An 18,234-nucleotide genomic window follows, 5' to 3' on the forward strand; every position below is an offset into this window, starting at 1 on the left:
AGGTGGATTTATATTTAATTTTCCAGCCTCATTTTCATCACTGCCGCCAATTGCTCCGCATGGGGATCTCCTTCATTTTGCAATTGATCAATGATGTTCATGTAGTCTGTATCATTTCGGTTTTGACTTAATTTATATGCAGCCTGAATGTCTTCCACCTTAATCTTAAACCCGACAATCGCTTTCAGTTGTCTTTTTAAAAGTTGAGGAGAAAGGTTATCCCATAAAATTGGATTTTCTCGGTGTTTTTCGTATTTTCCCATCATAATTGTTAATTCTTCTATTAATTCATCTCTCTCTAGAATGCTTGCTTGACCGTATATATGGACGGCTTGATAATTCCATGTTGGAACATCCTCATGCCCATACCAGGAAGAAGAAATGTATGCGTGCGGCCCCTGAAACATAACAAGCACATCTTGACAGGTTTCAAAAGTTCTCCACTGCGGATTTCCAAAAGAGACATGGCCGGTGATATAGTAATCATCACCTTTTTTATTGAATCCCAAAGGCAAATGCGTAGCGATTGGCTTCTCTTGTTCTGTCGTAACAATCGTGCCAAAAGAGTTTTTTTGGACAAAATCCAAAATTTCATCAACATTTTCGACTTTAAAATATTTTGGAATATACATCGTCATCCTCCTTTCAAAAAAGTTATAGGAGTGTTTTGGTCATGATCAAGTCCGTTTGTTCTTCATATCCCATATAAAAAGAGTGAGCACCGGTTTGAACAAACCCCATTTTCTTATAAAAAACAATTGCGTTTTCGTTTTTTTCCCATACGCCCAGCCAGATTTTCTTTTTATTCAGTTCCTTCGCAATTTCCATAGCTTTATTGAACAGATATTTGCCAAGCCCATGTTTTTGAAACTCGTTCTTGATATAAATTCTCTCAATTTCAAGTGATTCATCACCCATTTTTTCAGTTTGGGCCTCATCAGTATTGACCTTTAAATATCCAGCAATTTCATTGTTACAATAGACAAAAAAGAATTGCGAAGCTTTGTTGGATAGTTCTTTTTCTAATTGTGTTAAGTGAAACGCCTTTTCCAAATAGGCCTTCATATTTTCCGGCGAGTTCTGATGCTTAAATGTCTCATTAAAAGTTTCACAACCAATTTCTTGAAGCTTTTGTAAGTCTTCAAGGGTGCATCTTTTTATATTTACTGTCATTTCAATCTGCCGCTCCTTTATGCCGTCAATAATTTCTCTTGTTCCCCTTTTTCACGAACTCCCAGTCTTTTTCTACATTTTTTCTTACTCTTTGAAGAAGATTGAAGATGGTCTCCGCTTCCCCCTCGGAAAACCCCTCTAATGCCACACGATTCGAATGATCATTTTCTCTTTTTATAAAAGGAAATACCTCATTCCCCTTTTCCGTCGGAAAGAGTTTTTTTATTTTTTTGTTATATTCATCATCTCTCCTTTCAATAAAGCCTTTCATTTCAAGTTTTTTTATAGCGCGGGCTGCGGTGGTCCGGTCCACTTTAATCATTTCAGCTAACTTCTCCTGAATGATTCCCGGGTTTTCGCATATTCGGACAAGGTACAAATATTGCCCTTTTGTCATGTCATGTTCTTTAAATTCGATATTGCTTATAGAATCCAAAGCCCGGGCAATCATCCCAATTTCACGAAGAATATCCTTCATCATAAACTCCTTTCGAACATGTTTTTGTTGCAAATACAACATAAATGGCGTACATTAAATATACCGAAATTTTGTTGTATTTGCAATAAAAATAAAGAGGGCGAGTTAAGTGAAATATGTTTTTTATGTATTAGGAATTTTAATCTTAACCCTTGGGATTGCTTTTACGATTCAATCAGATCTTGGCGCTTCGCCTTTTGACGCACTTTTGGTGGGACTGTCCATACATGTGGGGCTTACTGTGGGAAGTTGGGAAGTCATCATTGCTTTGCTATTCATAGGCTGCAATTCTTTTTTAAAAAGCCAAAGACCGGAAGTTTCAGGGATGCTAACGGCGTTTATAACGGGGATCGGCATTGATATGTGGCTTTTTTTCCTGCACTTTTTTATCACACCAGAACAATGGTGGAGCAAAGTGATTTGTTTTGGAATCGGCTTGGTTGTTACAGGTTTAGGAACCGCGACATACTTATACACAAATTTTGCTCCGATGCCAATTGACCGATTCACATTCATCATAAAAGAATTAACGAGAACCAACATATTTGTTTCGAGAACCATCATTTACCTCGTCTTCTTGACAGCGGCCGTCATCTTCAAAGGACCGATTGGCATCGGAACTTTTTTAACCGTTTGTTTAGGAGGGCTTGTTCTTCATTTTTTTATGCCGTTTGCTGGAAAAGTATTAGGCCGCTTTACAGACGCTCGTATATTACGATAAGAAATGTTTTTAATGCCACTCCCTACTTTTTCACAGAACTTTTATTGAAAATTATCAATATGATTCCGGATGCTATTAAGCTTATAACTAAGGTAGAGGTATCTAATTTAAATATTTTTTTTATTCCATTAATGAAAAATGACCATAAAATATATATCGTGATAGCACTTAGCGTAAACACTCTGAACCATCTGGGGATTGCGAGCCAAGCCTTTAAAAGTTTAGTTGAGAAATTCCCCATTTTGTTCCTCCTTTTTCATAAATAAATATTTTCGTATAAAATGACAATTTTATTGAATCTTTCCACGGGATGAATTGATTATCCCTAATGAGACTTTAGGTTCTTTTTGAAAAATGCTATATCTCGTAAAATAATCACAAGACAGTTGGACGATATGTTTTGGTAGCCCATAGTCAAATTCCCCCCTCTTTTATAACCAAAATTTTCTTAGGAAATATATTGATTATTTTATAAATATTTAGTATAGTTTAAAATATATTAAATAAATGGTTATAAAAGGAGGAGGAAGGAAATGATGAGAAAATTTATTTCATTTATCATGGTGTTTTCATTAGCTGTGCTGGTTGTATCTGTTGTTTCTCCCGGTTATGCAAGTGCAGCAGAAAGTAAGAAAGTTCCTGTAGTTCAGCAGAATAACATACAGGCTCCTTTAGCTTCAAATATGAATAGCGGTGTTACTAAAATCCAATCTAAGTTTGATACTCCTGTAACTGCAAATTCTAAAGTACATACGCAAGGTATTCCTTTTGCTAAACAAATAATAGTAAAAGCACTTAGGGTTGGTGGTCCTGCTTTAGGAACCCTTATTAAAAAAATTCCATATAAATGGGCTCAAAAAGCTGGTGATGCTTGTTCTAAGTGGGGACATAAAGCGGCTGACGTTATAGATGAACTTACAAATTTCGGAGAAACAGCCGTTACTGTGGCATTAGTGAAAGCTGGAATTCCATTAGCTGATGCACAGCTAATTGCGAAGGTTGTTGTATTCTTTTTGCTATAACAACTATACATTAAAACAAAAGAGTGAAGGTCATAAGCCTCACTCTTTTGTTTTAATTATTGTAAGGGGAGATGCACCATGAATCTACTTATTATGACGTTATCAATTTATCTTTTCTTTCTTATCGTCTTTTTTATTTTTATGTACAGAGGAGAAAAGAAAGAAGCTGAAGAAAAAAACACAGATGAAAAATTTTTATTATCTACAGCAATAGGGGCTTTGGTTTTATCACTAATCCCTACTGCAGTTATAATGGGGATAATCTTATTTGCAACAGGATCGGCAAATGTGCTTGTAAGCTTTTTTAATTTAGAAATAGGATTTAAACAGATTGTTATTATGAGTGTGTGTATGGTTGTTTATTCTTTTACTTTTGATAATATATTTGTGGCTGTTGGAAGGCACCTTTTAGGAGATAACTTTTTCAAGTTTATATTTGCTGCTATATTTAGATTTTTATTTATTTATATAGTGGGTATCTTGTGTTCTATTGGGAGTAGCAACAACTTTAAATTATCTTTAGGATTAACTTTATTTTTTCTTTTGTTAGAATGCATTTCCCTTAAAAAATCTGATCGTGACAATAATTTAAAATCTTAAGGGCGGACATAGCATGACCGATAAAGAAAAAGAAGAATTTACTGCGAATTTAATGCACATGAAAAATGCGATAGTGTCTCTTTACGAACATCTTGCCCCAGATTTTACTACAAAAGACTTTGTCATCTTGAAGTACGGACTATCTGCGGAAGAGTCCAATAAACTTGAAAAATACTTAATTGATCATCATATTCAAAACAAAGCTCCAACAAAAGAGGAAGTAAGATCAAAATTAGCAGAGATTCAAGATCTCCCAACAGACAGCGTTCCGATGGACAAAGTTGAAGATATCCTAAAAGGTTATCAAGCCGATGGCATAATGGATAAGATGATTAAAAAGGTATTAAAGTAACTAATATAGCAGGCTGAACGCCTGCTATTTTCTGTACATTCAATCTTCTGAAATTAACCTCGTAAACAATAATCCTAGTTTCCCACTAGAATAATTAAAAGAATATCTTAAACTATTATAAACTTCTGATTCAACTTTATATGATTTAACTTCATGGTTGTTTATTACATTACTCAAATCCAATTTATTGTATATCATACTTATTATTTCGTTGGTTGTCATATAGGGATTAAATACTTTCATTATAATCCCAACAACCTGAAGATAACTTTTAAGGCTATCGCCTGTGTCCTTATTAAATCCATCTACCAAAATCAATTTATTATTAAGATAAATTATTTAAATTTTCTCCATCACTATATTCAAGGTTTATTGATTTAGTGTTTTCGCCTAATTCTTTGCCTCTTTGTTAAATCGCTGTTCAAATTCATCAGGCGTCATCCCACTTTCATCTAATTCACTTGAACAAATACTATGCACATCATTAGAATTATCTTCAGATGTGTCCTCAGATCCAGCCTTTTATCAAATTATTGCAGTTAAAATATCAATGCTACACACCATAAAACACGAAAAGCGCAAACCATTTGGTCTGCGTTTTTCATCTCTTTTTCAGCCTTTTGGACTTTTATTAGATTTTTTAATAGTAAAGCATTCTGATATCCATTCAAATTTATTTCATGAATTTAAACCTCAATTTATAACCCCCATCAATATGTTAAAACAAAGACAATATTGACATAATCTCAAAAGAGTGCAAGTTTATTTATAGAAGTATTAAACTAAGGAGCCAATAACAAATCATGAATAATGTTTCATTAATATATAAGGAATTTGGTGATCCGCTTCAAAAATTACAGCTATATACCGGAGAAAAGCTTCCTCTTCAGCCAAATGAAATTCTTGTCAAAATGATTGCCAGTCCAATTAATCCATCAGATTTGCTTCCAATTAGAGGGGCCTATTCTCATAGAATTAAGCTGCCGGCTGTTGCAGGATATGATGGTGTGGGAATTGTCATAGATCAGGGTAAAGATGTATCACCATCATTGATTGGAAAAAGGGTCCTCCCTGTAAGAGGAGAGGGAACTTGGCAACAATATGTAACCACCAAAGCTGATTATGCAATAGAGCTGCCTCCATCAATAAGTGATAACGACGCCAGTCAACTGTATATTAATCCATTAACAGCCTGGCTAATTTGTACGGAATCATTGCGTGTTCAGCCGAATGAAATTGTGTTAATGAATGGCGGAGGTACATCTATTGCAGGTTTGTTTGCGCAAATTTCTACTATACTGGGATTCCGTTTAATTGTCATTACAAGAAACAGCCGCAAGATAGAAAAACTTCAAAAACTTGGGGCATGGCGAGTCATCGACGCTTCCAACGGTTCTATATATGAACAGATTTCTGATGCTTGCGACATCGGTGTTGACCATGCAATTGACTCTGTTGGAGGAGAAAGCGGCGAACTGCTGGCGAGGATGTTAAAACCTGAAGGAACGTTTGTCAGTTATGGTCTGTTGTCAGGTATACCAAACGATTGGCGAAAGTTACACAATGTATACCATGTGTCACCACAATTATTCGCCTTAAGACTCTGGAACGAGAGACATTCCGTTTCTGAATACCGCAATCGCTTCTCGCAGGTGATTAAGCTCGTTGAGAGCGGAAGAATGGTCATCAATGCTCCAGAAAAAGTATATGATTTTGAAGATTTCTATGATGCGTTGAAGCATTATGAACAGCCGGGTTTGAATGGAAAAATACTGTTGAACTTTGCATGAAGGAGATGTAACCAAAAGAAAGAAAAAGTAGTAGTTGTAATTGAAAAGAAAAATAAAAAATTTATATAAATTCCGCATTTTGTCAATCGATTATGTTATACTGTAAACAACCTTTGAAGCGTTAAATCTTTTTCTATTACCTTTTACCACCTCCCTACTCGAACGTTGAGTAGGGTTTTTTATTAAGCATTATACAGAGAACATAAAAAAACAGGCCCTATATAAAGAGCCTGTTTGTATAAACGATTGAAGATTAAGCAGTTTTTTGAACGTTAGCAGCTTGAGCTCCGCGAGGACCTTGCTCAACGTCAAATGTTACTTTTTGACCTTCGTCTAATGATTTGAATCCGTCACTTTGGATTGCAGAAAAGTGTACGAATACATCGTCTCCATTTTCACGTTCGATAAATCCAAAACCTTTTTCTGCATTAAACCATTTAACTGTACCTTGTTCCATTTTTGTTGCCTCCTAGTGCGTTACCGCACATTGTATTACTATCCTTGCCCAAAGTATCATCAAGACGAAAAGTCAATATTCATACTATCCTTTACACCGAACAAAAATAATTCTCCTTTATCATAACAGGAAACGGAAATAATTGCAAATCATATTATCGTTTTGTTCATGGCATTTTTTCTTAAACGTGTGGATAGCAGTGCGGAAGCGGTAGGCGTCAATTATTCTGCATCAAATGTATACATGTCTAATAGGTTTGAAAACACCGTGAAAATGAATCGCGAGTGTCTTCAAACCTTTTTCTTTGCTAGAATTGATTTTCTTTAAAAAGCTCTGCTGTTTCTTGTTCATGATGTCTGTTCCTCAACAATCAATGTTCACGGTCTAAAAAGAACAATTCCATAGGGAAGCAGGGAGAGAGTTTTGCCCGATAAAGAGCCGGGTATAATTTTCATACGCCTTTTGTATCCCGGCCAACTCTGCAAATCAGTTTCGAGTTTCCAATAAAGAGGGCTAAGAACGATACTTAGATGATGTATGACACTGGGACTTCAAAGGCAATAAAACGTACACTTAGAAACTCATCAGGGAAGGGGAAACTTAAAAAAATGAATGACCAAAACCTAAAGACTTTGAGAAAACTGGTTACACCTTATGAAAAGTCCGATTTACAAAAAAGTATTTCTCAAATCATTAACACATTGGTACCATTTTTCCTGTTATGGTGTTTGGCATATAAGAGCTTGTCGATTTCTTATTTCCTTACATTAGCGATTTCTATCGTTGCGGCAGGTTTTTTAGTGAGAACCTTCATCATCTTTCATGATTGCTGCCACTACTCCTTTTTTAAAAACAAAATGGCGAATCGAATCCTTGGAACAATTACAGGAATTCTGACTTTGCATCCTTTTGATCACTGGGGACGCGACCATTCTGTCCACCATGCGACAAGCAGCAATTTGGACAAACGCGGTACAGGCGATATTTGGGTACTGACCGTTGAAGAATATAAGGAAGCCTCAACTAAGACAAAAATAATGTACCGTTTGTACAGAAATCCGTTTGTTATGTTTATGATTGGGCCGATTTACGTCTTCGGAATTACCAATCGTTTTAATCGTAAAGGGGCAAAACGCAAAGAACGGATGAATACGTATGTAACGAACCTGGGAATCGTCGCTTTGACAGCACTTTTATGCTGGGCTATTGGCTGGCAAAACTTCCTGCTGGTTCAGGCGCCAATTTTTATGATATCGGGATCTCTCGGAATTTGGATGTTTTATATTCAACATACGTTTGAGGATTCTTATTTTGAAGAAGATGAGCATTGGGAATATGTAAAAGCAGCAGTTGAAGGAAGCTCTTTTTATAAGCTTCCAAAAGTGATGCAATGGCTAACAGGCAATATCGGTTTCCATCATGTTCATCATTTAAGCCCGAGAGTCCCAAATTATAAGCTTGAAGAAGTGCATAACAACATTAAACCATTGCAAAACGTTCCGACCATTACACTGGCAACAAGTCTTAAATCATTAAAGTTCCGCCTGTGGGATGAAGAAAGCAAAAAATTTGTTGGTTTTAGCCACTTAAAAAAAGCTTCTAAAAACCAAATATCAGCACACCTAAGAACGGATTAAACAACTCCCCATAATCGATGATAACCGGCAGTGTATCTTGCAGAATAAAAGTGCAGACTCGCACAACGGTTTTGTGCAGAGGTCAGCACTTTTTTAGTGCCAAATATACTTGCATACTTCACCACACGGTACATTTATTGCCGTATTTTCTGCAAAAAAATAATACTAAAGGTAATTAAACCCTCGGTATTATTGGTATGCGGCCGAGAGGACTTGACCCTCACGGGGTTGCACTATGCCCTCGATAAAGTGGAAGCTTATCACGATTTATGAAAGCTTGTTTTCATTGTATCTCTTTACACCAATTACATAAAACTTCATTGTTTTTTAAGAATTATGGAGTAAGCTTTTCAAACGAATTCCGAAGTTTACCAAAGTGGTTATTAAGATTTTTTGCTTTTTTAACATGGTCTATCCATGAGATTGATGACAAAAAAGAGATTTCACTATTGTCTTTTTTTTTTCGTTAATTAGAACCCTCGACCGCTATCCTGGAGTTATTTTTATTTGACGGAATCCTCGATTGAACCCTTTTATATTTGTTGTAAAAGCTCGTGCCTTCACAACAGAAAAGTCTAAATATAATTCAATCCTTCCAATGATCGTATTCTGTACTTCTTGCTCGTTCTTTGTATTTATCAATTTGCTCTTCGGTTGAAAATTTTAGAGAAAAATTAGCCGAAATAAAAGGAATTCCTCACTTTACGAATGAAGCAACTGAGGAAATACTTGCAGGGTACAAATCAGATAGAATACATGCAAAAATCATTAATAGCGCATTAAAATAAAGCAGGCATATGCCTGCTTTAAAATTTATACTGGTTCAAATTCTATAACCTTGCTTTCCCTTTAATCCAGTGTTTTCCTATCAAGGCCTAAACAATCGTTTTCCCCACTCCGAGGAATACATTGGAATCCCAACTAAAAGACCGGCGCTTCTTAGTCACTCACATTAACAATGATTATAAAATGTCTCAAGGAACGATCAACAGCCGCTACCCCTGATTAAAGATGATCTGTTACCACACTGTTACGTTAGAACTTCCACTACTTTGATATCCCTCTGTCGCTAAGACTTGGTAAGACCAAATACTCCCCAGATTCATTCCATGACTCTTCCATGCTTTAACATGATTGCTGAAAGTGATTTTAGCGTTGTTTCCAGTTGGTCTCTTAGACCGGCGAACACTCCAATATTGCGTAAAAGTAGAATGTTGGCCCTCAATGGAAGGTGCGTTATAACGTTTAGTTGTATATATGTCATATGTACCCCCATCACTGTATACAGTACCCTTATACGTTCCAGTAGGTCTATAAGTACCCCATGAATCCACTACATAATATTCTATGAGCGGTGATCTCGTCCAACCATATAAAGCCAAATATCCATTGCCATTCGGCGCCCAAACTCCGGCATTATAATTTATTGTTCTAGATGGCGAACCTTTAGTCCAACCTTTACCAACAACGAAATTTCCGGTATTAGACCAATTAACACTGTAATTCCCGCCAGACCCATTGACCGCGTTTACTGTTCCGCCCCCATCGGTCCAATTTTGCCAGTAGTCTGTACTAGCTGCAGAGGCGGTTGCCGAAAACAAGCTAATACTCATTAAAGCTGCCGTTAATCCAACTAAAAAATTCTTTTTAAACTTAAACATATGTTATCTCCTATAAAAATTATTCTGACTTTGACATGAGGTGGCACTCGTATAGATTAAAAACATTAATAATTACTAATGCCAAAGCTTTTGATCGTTCCCTTCAATATAATACCATGAATTCATGAGTGAATATCATAAATAAATGTAATTTAATTACAAAGACCTAAAAAATCACATTATAAGTGTTCTTGTAAAACTATAGCCTTATCCTCTTTTCGCAGAATCATAAATCTGACGGTGTAATATTTGTAATTCATAACCATTTATACCATTTCGTATAAAGGAGATATACATGAGAGATTGTGAAGTCATTGTAGCTGCCCCAGGTGGTGCTCCTGACTTTGAAGCTGTAATGGAACGTTTCATGTCCAAAAAGTCAGCTCATCAGATTGTTTACTGTGTTTTCGATGTTTCTACAAAGACAGTCGGTCAATCGCCAACAAGCCGCTCACTGTGGCGTAAGACAGTTCTGAATTCACTTGAACTGAATCATCCTATCGAAGGAATTCAAGGAAACGGACTAGCTTACTTTGCCGTGGTCAAAGAAAAAATTTCAGAGGGAATCGTGCTCAAGAAAGCTGACTCGCCTGATGAAATTAATACACGTTCTCATTATTGGCTGAAAGTGATCAATTATCATTACACCGAAGTCGTTATTACCGGCACACCAAAACGGATATAAAATTTTCTACCCCATCCCGATAGAACTGCAGCTGGGTTTATGGAATTCATGCCACATGCAGAACGAAGTAAGTTCCACTCTATGAAACAAGTAAAGTCTGAATCTGATGAATATGTATTTATTGAGCCTATTTTTCATTAAAGTAAAAATACAACAACAAAACAAAAAATACCAAGGGTGTCAAAACTCTTGGTATTCCTATGATGCGGCCGAGAGGACTTGAACCTCCACGGGTTATTCACCCACTAGGCCCTCAATAAAGTGGAAGCTTATCACTGCTTATGAAGGCTTATTTTCATTACATCGTTGATTACACAAAATTTGATTGTTTTTTATTAATTATGGAGTAAAAATGGAGTACTAACTTACCAAAGTGGTTCTCTATTCCCTCTTTATTTAACAAGGTCTATCCATGTTTAAAGCAGCTAAAGATTTTTTAATTTTAAAGGCTAAGGTATGTTGCAAATCTTCAGAAGTTAAAGCTTTATCATGGCCTGTTCTGCTTCATCAAGCAAATAGAGCGCATCCTGCATAGAATAAATCCCCCCTTTTTTTTTCATGAACAAGAATTAATACACCAAAGAATAGGTGAAAAGCCCTTGAAAAACTATTGTGAAATATTTGAAGAGGTTCTTGAAGAGTGGTTTTCTGCTGAATTGATTCTTTTAAGCCAAGGTGGTGATGGTACTGATGACCTTGAAATGAGAAAAGAATTGTACGGGTGGCGTTTTGTTGAGGCATTGAATAAAGAATAACCGCTACCTCTTCCCTTCTGCTCAAGATACATATATATTGCTATGCTGTGCTTATTCTTTCTTAGCGTACAATAAAGCTCCCTCGTAGCAAGGGAGCTTAAATTAGAGAGCTTTATTTAACTCATGTTTAATCCAAAGTTCGAAGTATTGAGTAGCTTCATCTTCACTTAAATCTTTACTTGTTATCGAGAATATCTTACAACCGAATGGATCGATTTTTGAAAACTTCAAAGGCGGCTCATCAATTGCATGATCCTGAAAGTTAAAATACACGTCCCAAACATCAACATCTAGTCTCTTTAATCCTACTGCTTCAAGATCTAATCCATTTTTATCGTAACTAATATGTAGATGTTGCGTTTCATCATAATTCATTAGGAAACCCTCCCTTTAGAAAATGATATGATGTTTTTTCATGTTAGGCGGCACATGGTAATGAAGTTTATAGGGGCCTCCCGTCTTAACTGGATAATAATCTAATCTGAAAATTGGTTTTCCGGTAGATTTTAAACGAACTTGAATAATTCTGCCACCACCACCGGGGCCATCAATCTTGTATTTACTCGGCGCCTTTAAAGCTTTTTCAACATATGGTCTCGCGATTGCCCAACCTTTTTTCATTCCAGACCTGCCAACTTTGCTAATTAAGACCCTTAAAGCTGTAGCAACAATTGGCACCCACATCGGCTTTATTTCAGCGTCCTTAACCTCTTGTTCGGCAAGCACCTGTTCTAACTGCTGAAATACTGGGTCTTCTATTAAAAAATCAAACTCTTTTTCAAACTCTTCATTATCCAAACTTTGAATGTCCTTTTTATTGATTGTTGAAATTGATGATATTCCATCAATGTTTTTTGGAAAAATCTCATTCAATGTATTGAGAGTTGAGTTGAAATCAATGCTTTCATCCTCTTTCCCCTCTTCAATTGCTTGAGATAATGGACTTAGAACACCCATAACCAACACAAAGACCAAAAGTGAGACAATAGTTTTAATAAACTTTTTCGCCATATTTGATCTCCTAGTTAATTATTTTCATTCCAAATATATCAATATATGGTATGAAAATCAACAGCTAATTTTACTTTAAGTAATCAAGTATTGCGTGGATGGTGTTTCCATTCTGCTCAAGATAAATAGGTTTTATTGAATCAAAAAAAAATCCTGTCTTTAAAGTGACATGTTCCTTCCTCAGCATCAATAAATGCAACATAATCTTTGTTTTGGATTTTCAAAATTTCATTATAATGCTACAGCTTTAGGAACAGAGAGTTTTATCAGCATTTAAAAAACTGCAAGGTCGACAGCAAGCCAAATTATTACTAAATTCAGCAATACACAATAAATAAACACATTCGAGAATATTTCAAAAATGCTGATCTACAAAAGATCTCGCACACCCATATCATCGATTTTAGAAATCACTTACTCGATAAGAAACTGAGCAATAAATCCGTAAATAATATCATATCCACTTTAAATAAAATATTCGAGACAGCCCAAAATGAAAAATTTATTCAAAACAATCCATGCAGCAAAATCAAAAAACTCCCTCTTGATCGAAAAAAGATGAAATTTTGGAGACCGGAGGAATTAAAAAAATTCATCAACTTAATTCCTGACGATCAAGTCATTTTTAAAACATTTTATGCACTAGCCTTTTTCACCGGAATGAGGTGCGGTGAAATGTCAGCCCTCCAATGGAAAGACATAGACCGAATATTAATGGAAATAGATGTTCGCAAATCTGCAACATATTTAAACAAAGAGTTTATAGTGACGTTACCCAAAACAAAAAATTCTATTCGACGCATAAGAATTAATAGAAAACTTTTCTCTCTCCTAGACTATTGGAGAGAGAAACAAGAGGATTTATTTAAAAAACTCAATATTCTTCATTCAGATGAGTCCTATATTTTTCAATATAAAGACACTCCATCATCAAAGGACATTTTCAGTCGTAAAATTAAATATTCTGTAAAAACAACAATAGATGTATACGGACACCTATATCCCAATAAACAGAAAGAAATGACGGACAAGTTAGACGACTTATTTTAAGTAAGTGGGCACGGTGTGGGCACAGGAGACAAAAAACTAGATGAATATAAAAAATACCAAGGGCGCTTAAACCCTTGGTATTCCTATGATGCGGCCGAGAGGACTTGAACCTCCACGGGTTATTCACCCACTAGGCCCTCAACCTAGCGCGTCTGCCATTCCGCCACGACCGCATGATATGTTGTTTTTAAAGTGCGGGTGAAGGGACTCGAACCCCCACGCCGTAAAGACACTAGATCCTAAGTCTAGCGCGTCTGCCAATTCCGCCACACCCGCGTGAAAAAACAATGGTGAGCCATGAAGGACTCGAACCTTCGACCCTCTGATTAAAAGTCAGATGCTCTACCAACTGAGCTAATGGCTCAAATATAATGGCTGGGCTAGCTGGATTCGAACCAACGCATGACGGAGTCAAAGTCCGTTGCCTTACCGCTTGGCTATAGCCCAACATATGAGAAATGACCCGTACGGGATTCGAACCCGTGTTACCGCCGTGAAAGGGCGGTGTCTTAACCACTTGACCAACGGGCCATATGAAGTCAGCATCATATTTTCCTAATGGCGGAGAAGGAGGGATTTGAACCCTCGCGCCGCTTACGCGACCTACACCCTTAGCAGGGGCGCCTCTTCAGCCACTTGAGTACTTCTCCATTGGCTCCACAGGCAGGATTCGAACCTGCGACCGATCGGTTAACAGCCGATAGCTCTACCACTGAGCTACTGTGGAATGATCAGACTCATTTTATTATAAATATGTCGACAAAATGTGTCAAGAAGAACAATTTGTCTTTGTGGCTCGTCTTGCGACGGCTTTTATAATTTATCATAGACAAGCCTGATCAGTCAACCCTTTTTTATGATTTCTTTTATTTTCCCTCCGCACTTGCCGCAAACGTAACGGCTTGTATCCATTTTCCGCTTTCGGAGAAACGTTTGTCCGCATGCTTCGCACTTGTATGTGCGCACTTTTCTTTGCGGCTTTTTCTCTCCTGCGAGCGGCGTGCAGAATCGCGGCGCACCGACTTCCTTTAATAGCGTTCTAAAATCTTTGTCGCGGTGCTTGTAGCCTTTTCCTTCAAGATGGAGGTGGTAATGGCACAATTCATGCTTGATGATGCCTTCAAGCTCATTTTGCCCGTGCTCTGTCAGGTATTTTTTATTCAGTTCAATATTGTGGGAATTCAGCAAATACCTGCCTCCGGTCGTTTTCAGGCGGCTGTTGAAGTAAGCGCGGTGCCGGAACGGTTTTTTAAAATATGTGAGCGAAAGCTGTTCTGTCAGCTGCTGCAGTTGTTGTTCGTCCATTGCTTCGGTCCACCTCATTTTTAAAAACATTGAACAGGACAAATTCCGGGCGGCATAAACTAATACACAACACCCATACTCTTATGATAAGAGCCTGAGGAGGGATGAGCAATGCCGAATTGGCTCAAAAGCCAGATGCAGAGAGCTTTTTATGAAAAAGATCATTACCAGATTAAATTGCTGAATCAGTGCTGGTATTTTTACAGAAAAAAACACTGCTGATAGACAGTGTTCATCGGAGCCCGAACGGAATTTCTTCTGTTTCCTCATCATCTTCACCGGTCCTTTTATCATCTCACACAATGGCGCCCGTTACTCCCCAAATGGAGCTGACCGCCCGATTTCGGGGAGCATGGGCGAATGATTCTTCTGCGGATGGACGAGCCGTTTATTCTTTTCTTTTGAACGGAAACCAGTTGGCTGAGCCGAAGATCCGAACCATCACAGGGACGAACAGCGGCAGCATGACGAATGCATACAGCAAGAGACCCGTCAATATTAGGGTGGCGATTTGCAGAAGCGATAAAACGCCGGACGGCAGCATTGCCGCGAAGGTTCCCGCCAAAATGACAGCAGCTGAAATAATAACGGACCCCATATTTTTCATCGATTCCATCATCGCCGTTTTAATATCCGTTCCCCGATATTCGTTAAAGCGTTCCATCAGGAAGATCGAATAGTCCACACCAAGCGCCATTAAAATCACGAATCCAAAGAAAGGCACCGCCCAGTTGAGGCCGGGATAGCCGAAAAACGCCGTGAAAATAAACTCGGTTATACCGATGGACGCAAAGTACGTCAAGATCAACGATCCGACCAAATACACCGGCATGACAATAGAACGGAACAGCAGGACGAGGATCAGGAAAATTCCGATCATCATATAGATCACCGTGTTGCTGAAATCCTGGTCTGACAGCTGCTTCAGATCGGCATTGATGCTGGAAACGCCGCCGACGCCAAATGATGCATCGTTCAAATGCGTATCGGGAAGAGCCCGTTTTACGGACGCTTCAATATCTTTAACATTAGCAATTGCTCCGTTTCCGTACGGATTGCCTTCCAATATCACATCGATCGTCGTGATATGGCGGTCGTCTGACATATAGGAATTAAACACCTGCTGAAACTGCTTGTTTTTCAGGACTTCTTTAGGGACAAACCAGCCGGACATTTCTTGATCCGATGCGTTTTTCAGCTGATCCAGGTAGTCGCCTGCCCCCATCAGACCGCTTGAAATTTTTTCGAGGCCGTCCACGCTTGAATTCAAACCTTTTGTTAATTGATCGAGCTGGCCGGCGAATTCTCCGACTTTTTCCTTCATCTGCTTTTGGCCTTCAGCGACATCGCCCGCTCCTGATTCGAGCTTAGGCAGCGAATCGGCGAGCTGTCCCTGCCCCTTCGATGTCTCTTCAAGTCCTTTTTCGATTTGGCCGAGGCCGTTGATCAGAGCATCGATTTTGCTTGTGTACACTTTTTGCTCTTCCTGCGCTTTTGCGATAAATGCATCTGCTGCTTCAAGCTGCTTTTTCGCGTTTGCGGCCTGCTTCGTGTAAACGGCCGCTTTCTGTGATCCCTGCTTGATTGCCGATGCAAGCTCTGTGTAAGAGCCTTTGATCGCTAAATAAGAAGGATTCTCCTTCACTTCGGGAATTTCGCTTTCAAGATTTTTGAAATTTTGATTTGTCTGCTCGATCATCTTTTGCACGTCAGCCGTTATGCCTTGGGCACTTTCTGCTTGTGACAATGCTACTTTCAAGACTTTCGATATTTCTTTGTAGTTTTCGATTTGTCCATTTAATTGATCGACCTGCGCCGTCAGCTGTTTTTTCGCAGCTTGAATTTCTTTTTTCGCCCGGGCGACGCCTTCTTTGCTTTGGTCTGTACCGTCCTTCAGCTTTCTCATATTGGCTTCAACGTCGCTGATGCCGGCTTTAATCGATTCGGTTCCTTTGATCAGCTGATTGATTCCTTTTCCGGACGCTTCGATTTGCGGCTTCTGATCCGCGATCGACTTGCTCGCCTCGGCAAGCCCGTCTTTGATCTTTTTCAGACCTTTATTGCCGCTCTCAAGCCCTTTATTCAGTTCGTTTGCCTGTGTTTTGACATACAGGTCGCTCAGTCCTTTTCCGACCGGACGGGTCGCACTGCGAACTTTGCTGACGCCATTTGTCTGTTCAATGGCGCGGCTGATTTTTTCAATTGCGATCAGCCCGTCATTGGTATCGAGCGCATCCGATGTTTTGAGGACGACCGTGACCGGTAAAGATTCCCCAGGCCCGAACTTGTCGGAGATGGTGTTGAATGCACTGACGGATTCGTATTGATCTCCGATTTCATCAAGGCTGTTGTAGGAAAGCGTTCCTTTATACATTAAGATCGGCGGAACGGCCACGGCCGCTACGATCAACAGACTGATCAGCGGCTTACTGAATGCGAAACGCCCGGCGGTTTCCCATAGTTTTGACTGCGGATGCCCGATATTCCCTCTGACGGGCCAAAACAGCACTTTTCCCAAAACAGCCATGAAAAACGGCACGATCGTCAAAAGCGCCAAAATCAAGACTGCGACACCAACCGCTACTGCGACCGCAGATTTGTAAAGCTGGAATTCGGCGAAGCCGATGCAAGTAAAACCGATCAAAACGGCGAATCCGCTGAACAGAACGGTTTTTCCCGCCGTTTTATACGTTGTCAGGATAGCTTCAATCTTGTCTTTCCCGTGGGCAAGCTCTTCCTTAAAACGGCTTAAAAGAAGAATGCAGTAATCTGTCCCGATTCCGAACATGATCGCCACCATGAAAATTTGCGTAAACGTGGACAGCGGAAAATCAGCGTATTCGACAAGATAGGCGACGACGGACTGGCTCACAAGGTAGGAAAGCGCGACCGCCAAAAGCGGGACAAAAGGCGCAACCGCAGAACGGAAGACGAGAATCAATACGATTAAAATAAAACCGACCGTGATATATTCGGTCTTCTTCAGGCCTTCCTGTGAACTTGTTATAACATCATCATCAATGAGCGGCTGTCCGGTCATCTCGTAGTCAAGCTTTAAAGGTTTGAGCTTTTCATTTACCTTTGCTTTAAAATCGGCCGCACTGATTTTGTTCGCATCAAATGTGACAGGTACAAGCAGCGTCGTTCGATCCTTTGACAACAGCTGCTTTTGAATATCCTCCTCCGCGTCAAAGTATGATGTAATATCTGAGACGTGAAGGGAGGAATCCTTTTCTAAAATGGTGATCGCTTTTTTTAAAGCCGCCTCCCGGTTCGGCAGGAGCTGTTTGTCCTGAAATACGACGACAACCGATTTGTCCGTATCCCCGTCTTTTGACATTTGTTCGAGAAGCTTGTTCGCGTAAGAAGACGGATAGCCTTCAGGGACCGCGATCTGGCCCTTCTCCTTTGTTAATTGCCCCATATCAGGCGCCGTGATGAATAAGACGGCGGCCATTGCAATCCAGAGCGCCGCAATGATCCATCTCGCCTTTATAATCGTTCTCATTGACGTTTTATTCCTCCTCTATGAGCTGT

General features: G+C 38.9%; 18 protein-coding genes, 7 tRNA genes and 2 pseudogenes. 11 read left to right on the forward strand and 16 right to left on the reverse strand.

Going from position 1 to position 18,234, the window contains the following annotated elements; translation table 11 throughout:
• Positions 1-14: 14 nt before the first annotated feature.
• The 3 genes from KI350_RS18175 to KI350_RS18185 are packed head-to-tail and all read right to left on the reverse strand — an operon-like array spanning position 15 to position 1,651.
• Positions 15-632 (reverse strand): FMN-binding negative transcriptional regulator, encoded by a 618-nt coding sequence (locus KI350_RS18175; protein ID WP_020450287.1) that lies wholly within the window; start codon positions 630-632, stop codon positions 15-17.
• A gap of 22 nt (positions 633-654) precedes the next feature.
• Entirely contained in the window at positions 655-1,173 is a 519-nt protein-coding gene (gene paiA, locus KI350_RS18180; RefSeq protein WP_020450286.1) for a spermidine/spermine N(1)-acetyltransferase, read from the reverse strand.
• Between the two features lie 25 nt (positions 1,174-1,198).
• Positions 1,199-1,651 (reverse strand): MarR family winged helix-turn-helix transcriptional regulator, encoded by a 453-nt coding sequence (locus tag KI350_RS18185; RefSeq protein ID WP_020450285.1) that lies wholly within the window; start codon positions 1,649-1,651, stop codon positions 1,199-1,201.
• 109 nt (positions 1,652-1,760) lie between these two features.
• On the opposite strand from KI350_RS18185, the gene KI350_RS18190 reads away from it, so the two are divergent.
• The 5 genes from KI350_RS18190 to KI350_RS18210 all read left to right on the forward strand — a co-directional run bounded on the left by KI350_RS18190 (position 1,761) and on the right by KI350_RS18210 (position 6,136).
• Complete coding sequence (locus KI350_RS18190) at positions 1,761-2,372, forward strand: YczE/YyaS/YitT family protein (RefSeq protein ID WP_020450284.1); 612 nt, start codon at positions 1,761-1,763, stop codon at positions 2,370-2,372.
• 533 nt (positions 2,373-2,905) lie between these two features.
• The gene (locus tag KI350_RS18195) at positions 2,906-3,394 is read left to right on the forward strand and encodes a hypothetical protein (protein ID WP_212930569.1); all 489 of its coding nucleotides are present in this window, start codon (positions 2,906-2,908) and stop codon (positions 3,392-3,394) included.
• Between the two features lie 78 nt (positions 3,395-3,472).
• On the forward strand, positions 3,473-3,994 hold the full coding sequence (locus KI350_RS18200; RefSeq protein ID WP_020450281.1) for a hypothetical protein: 522 nt from the start codon (positions 3,473-3,475) through the stop codon (positions 3,992-3,994).
• Between the two features lie 13 nt (positions 3,995-4,007).
• Positions 4,008-4,346 carry a hypothetical protein gene (locus tag KI350_RS18205; protein ID WP_020450280.1) on the forward strand — a complete coding sequence of 113 codons (339 nt, stop codon included), beginning with the start codon at positions 4,008-4,010 and terminating at the stop codon, positions 4,344-4,346.
• Positions 4,347-5,149: 803 nt separating this feature from the next.
• Positions 5,150-6,136, forward strand: coding sequence for a zinc-dependent alcohol dehydrogenase family protein (locus KI350_RS18210; RefSeq protein ID WP_020450277.1), 987 nt, complete (start codon positions 5,150-5,152; stop codon positions 6,134-6,136).
• A 253-nt stretch (positions 6,137-6,389) separates the two neighbouring features.
• Here the strand turns inward: KI350_RS18210 and cspC are convergent, their stop codons facing one another.
• Positions 6,390-6,593, reverse strand: a complete 204-nt coding sequence (gene cspC / locus KI350_RS18215) for a cold shock protein CspC (protein WP_003179166.1) — start codon at positions 6,591-6,593, stop codon at positions 6,390-6,392.
• Positions 6,594-7,201: 608 nt separating this feature from the next.
• Here cspC and desA point away from each other — a divergent pair.
• Positions 7,202-8,230 carry a Delta(5) desaturase DesA gene (gene desA, locus KI350_RS18220; RefSeq protein WP_025810052.1) on the forward strand — a complete coding sequence of 343 codons (1,029 nt, stop codon included), beginning with the start codon at positions 7,202-7,204 and terminating at the stop codon, positions 8,228-8,230.
• Positions 8,231-9,249: 1,019 nt separating this feature from the next.
• Here desA and KI350_RS18225 read toward each other — a convergent pair.
• Positions 9,250-9,891 carry a glycoside hydrolase family 11 protein gene (locus KI350_RS18225; RefSeq protein ID WP_023857845.1) on the reverse strand — a complete coding sequence of 214 codons (642 nt, stop codon included), beginning with the start codon at positions 9,889-9,891 and terminating at the stop codon, positions 9,250-9,252.
• 301 nt (positions 9,892-10,192) lie between these two features.
• Between KI350_RS18225 and KI350_RS18230 the strand changes: the two are divergent.
• Positions 10,193-10,708, forward strand: a pseudogene (locus KI350_RS18230) (ATP-dependent DNA ligase); the annotation flags it as partial.
• A 467-nt stretch (positions 10,709-11,175) separates the two neighbouring features.
• Positions 11,176-11,331, forward strand: a complete 156-nt coding sequence (locus tag KI350_RS18235) for a hypothetical protein (RefSeq protein WP_023857847.1) — start codon at positions 11,176-11,178, stop codon at positions 11,329-11,331.
• Between the two features lie 102 nt (positions 11,332-11,433).
• Here KI350_RS18235 and KI350_RS18240 read toward each other — a convergent pair whose 3' ends face one another.
• Both KI350_RS18240 and KI350_RS18245 read right to left on the reverse strand, forming a co-directional pair.
• Positions 11,434-11,706 (reverse strand): DUF3986 family protein, encoded by a 273-nt coding sequence (locus tag KI350_RS18240; RefSeq protein ID WP_025810055.1) that lies wholly within the window; start codon positions 11,704-11,706, stop codon positions 11,434-11,436.
• A 15-nt stretch (positions 11,707-11,721) separates the two neighbouring features.
• The gene (locus KI350_RS18245; protein ID WP_025810057.1) at positions 11,722-12,342 is read right to left on the reverse strand and encodes a hypothetical protein; all 621 of its coding nucleotides are present in this window, start codon (positions 12,340-12,342) and stop codon (positions 11,722-11,724) included.
• Between the two features lie 330 nt (positions 12,343-12,672).
• On the opposite strand from KI350_RS18245, the pseudogene KI350_RS23110 reads away from it, so the two are divergent.
• Both KI350_RS23110 and KI350_RS18250 read left to right on the forward strand, forming a co-directional pair.
• Positions 12,673-12,861 (forward strand): annotated as a pseudogene (locus KI350_RS23110) (phage integrase SAM-like domain-containing protein); the annotation flags it as partial.
• 39 nt (positions 12,862-12,900) lie between these two features.
• A complete protein-coding gene (locus tag KI350_RS18250) occupies positions 12,901-13,392 on the forward strand; it encodes a site-specific integrase (RefSeq protein WP_236808647.1) in 492 nt (163 codons plus the stop codon).
• 89 nt (positions 13,393-13,481) lie between these two features.
• Here the strand turns inward: KI350_RS18250 and KI350_RS18255 are convergent.
• The 8 genes from KI350_RS18255 to KI350_RS18290 form a co-directional block, all read right to left on the reverse strand.
• Positions 13,482-13,565 (reverse strand) — tRNA-Leu (locus KI350_RS18255).
• 20 nt (positions 13,566-13,585) lie between these two features.
• Positions 13,586-13,668, reverse strand: a tRNA-Leu gene (locus tag KI350_RS18260).
• A gap of 12 nt (positions 13,669-13,680) precedes the next feature.
• Positions 13,681-13,756 (reverse strand) — tRNA-Lys (locus KI350_RS18265).
• Between the two features lie 8 nt (positions 13,757-13,764).
• A tRNA-Gln gene (locus KI350_RS18270) sits at positions 13,765-13,839 on the reverse strand.
• A 12-nt stretch (positions 13,840-13,851) separates the two neighbouring features.
• Positions 13,852-13,923 (reverse strand) — tRNA-Glu (locus tag KI350_RS18275).
• Positions 13,924-13,951: 28 nt separating this feature from the next.
• Positions 13,952-14,042 (reverse strand) — tRNA-Ser (locus KI350_RS18280).
• A gap of 2 nt (positions 14,043-14,044) precedes the next feature.
• Positions 14,045-14,119: transfer RNA gene (locus tag KI350_RS18285), tRNA-Asn, on the reverse strand.
• Positions 14,120-14,235: 116 nt separating this feature from the next.
• Positions 14,236-14,697, reverse strand: a complete 462-nt coding sequence (locus tag KI350_RS18290; RefSeq protein ID WP_023857851.1) for a SprT family protein — start codon at positions 14,695-14,697, stop codon at positions 14,236-14,238.
• A 111-nt stretch (positions 14,698-14,808) separates the two neighbouring features.
• On the opposite strand from KI350_RS18290, the gene cmpA reads away from it, so the two are divergent.
• Positions 14,809-14,919 (forward strand): cortex morphogenetic protein CmpA, encoded by a 111-nt coding sequence (gene cmpA, locus KI350_RS18295; RefSeq protein WP_023857852.1) that lies wholly within the window; start codon positions 14,809-14,811, stop codon positions 14,917-14,919.
• A gap of 166 nt (positions 14,920-15,085) precedes the next feature.
• Here the strand turns inward: cmpA and KI350_RS18300 are convergent, their stop codons facing one another.
• Entirely contained in the window at positions 15,086-18,205 is a 3,120-nt protein-coding gene (locus tag KI350_RS18300; RefSeq protein WP_025810061.1) for an MMPL family transporter, read from the reverse strand.
• Positions 18,206-18,234 lie beyond the last annotated feature (29 nt).

It is taken from the genome of Bacillus sp. J41TS8, assembly GCF_018333035.1.
Lineage (GTDB): Bacteria > Bacillota > Bacilli > Bacillales > Bacillaceae > Bacillus > Bacillus paralicheniformis.

Bases quoted from the DNA above. Each gene is read 5' to 3' on its own strand.
- KI350_RS18200 (WP_020450281.1), top strand. From the start codon at position 3,473: ATGAATCTACTTATTATGACGTTATCAATTTATCTTTTCTTTCTTATC.
- KI350_RS18250 (WP_236808647.1), top strand. From the start codon at position 12,901: ATGAAATTTTGGAGACCGGAGGAATTAAAAAAATTCATCAACTTAATT.
- KI350_RS18300 (WP_025810061.1), bottom strand. From the start codon at position 18,205: ATGAGAACGATTATAAAGGCGAGATGGATCATTGCGGCGCTCTGGATT.
- KI350_RS18245 (WP_025810057.1), bottom strand. From the start codon at position 12,342: ATGGCGAAAAAGTTTATTAAAACTATTGTCTCACTTTTGGTCTTTGTG.
- paiA (WP_020450286.1), bottom strand. From the start codon at position 1,173: ATGACAGTAAATATAAAAAGATGCACCCTTGAAGACTTACAAAAGCTT.
- KI350_RS18185 (WP_020450285.1), bottom strand. From the start codon at position 1,651: ATGAAGGATATTCTTCGTGAAATTGGGATGATTGCCCGGGCTTTGGAT.
- cmpA (WP_023857852.1), top strand. From the start codon at position 14,809: ATGCCGAATTGGCTCAAAAGCCAGATGCAGAGAGCTTTTTATGAAAAA.
- KI350_RS18210 (WP_020450277.1), top strand. From the start codon at position 5,150: ATGAATAATGTTTCATTAATATATAAGGAATTTGGTGATCCGCTTCAA.
- KI350_RS18240 (WP_025810055.1), bottom strand. From the start codon at position 11,706: ATGAATTATGATGAAACGCAACATCTACATATTAGTTACGATAAAAAT.
- cspC (WP_003179166.1), bottom strand. From the start codon at position 6,593: ATGGAACAAGGTACAGTTAAATGGTTTAATGCAGAAAAAGGTTTTGGA.
- KI350_RS18175 (WP_020450287.1), bottom strand. From the start codon at position 632: ATGTATATTCCAAAATATTTTAAAGTCGAAAATGTTGATGAAATTTTG.
- KI350_RS18290 (WP_023857851.1), bottom strand. From the start codon at position 14,697: ATGGACGAACAACAACTGCAGCAGCTGACAGAACAGCTTTCGCTCACA.
- KI350_RS18205 (WP_020450280.1), top strand. From the start codon at position 4,008: ATGACCGATAAAGAAAAAGAAGAATTTACTGCGAATTTAATGCACATG.
- desA (WP_025810052.1), top strand. From the start codon at position 7,202: ATGAATGACCAAAACCTAAAGACTTTGAGAAAACTGGTTACACCTTAT.
- KI350_RS18225 (WP_023857845.1), bottom strand. From the start codon at position 9,891: ATGTTTAAGTTTAAAAAGAATTTTTTAGTTGGATTAACGGCAGCTTTA.
- KI350_RS18195 (WP_212930569.1), top strand. From the start codon at position 2,906: ATGATGAGAAAATTTATTTCATTTATCATGGTGTTTTCATTAGCTGTG.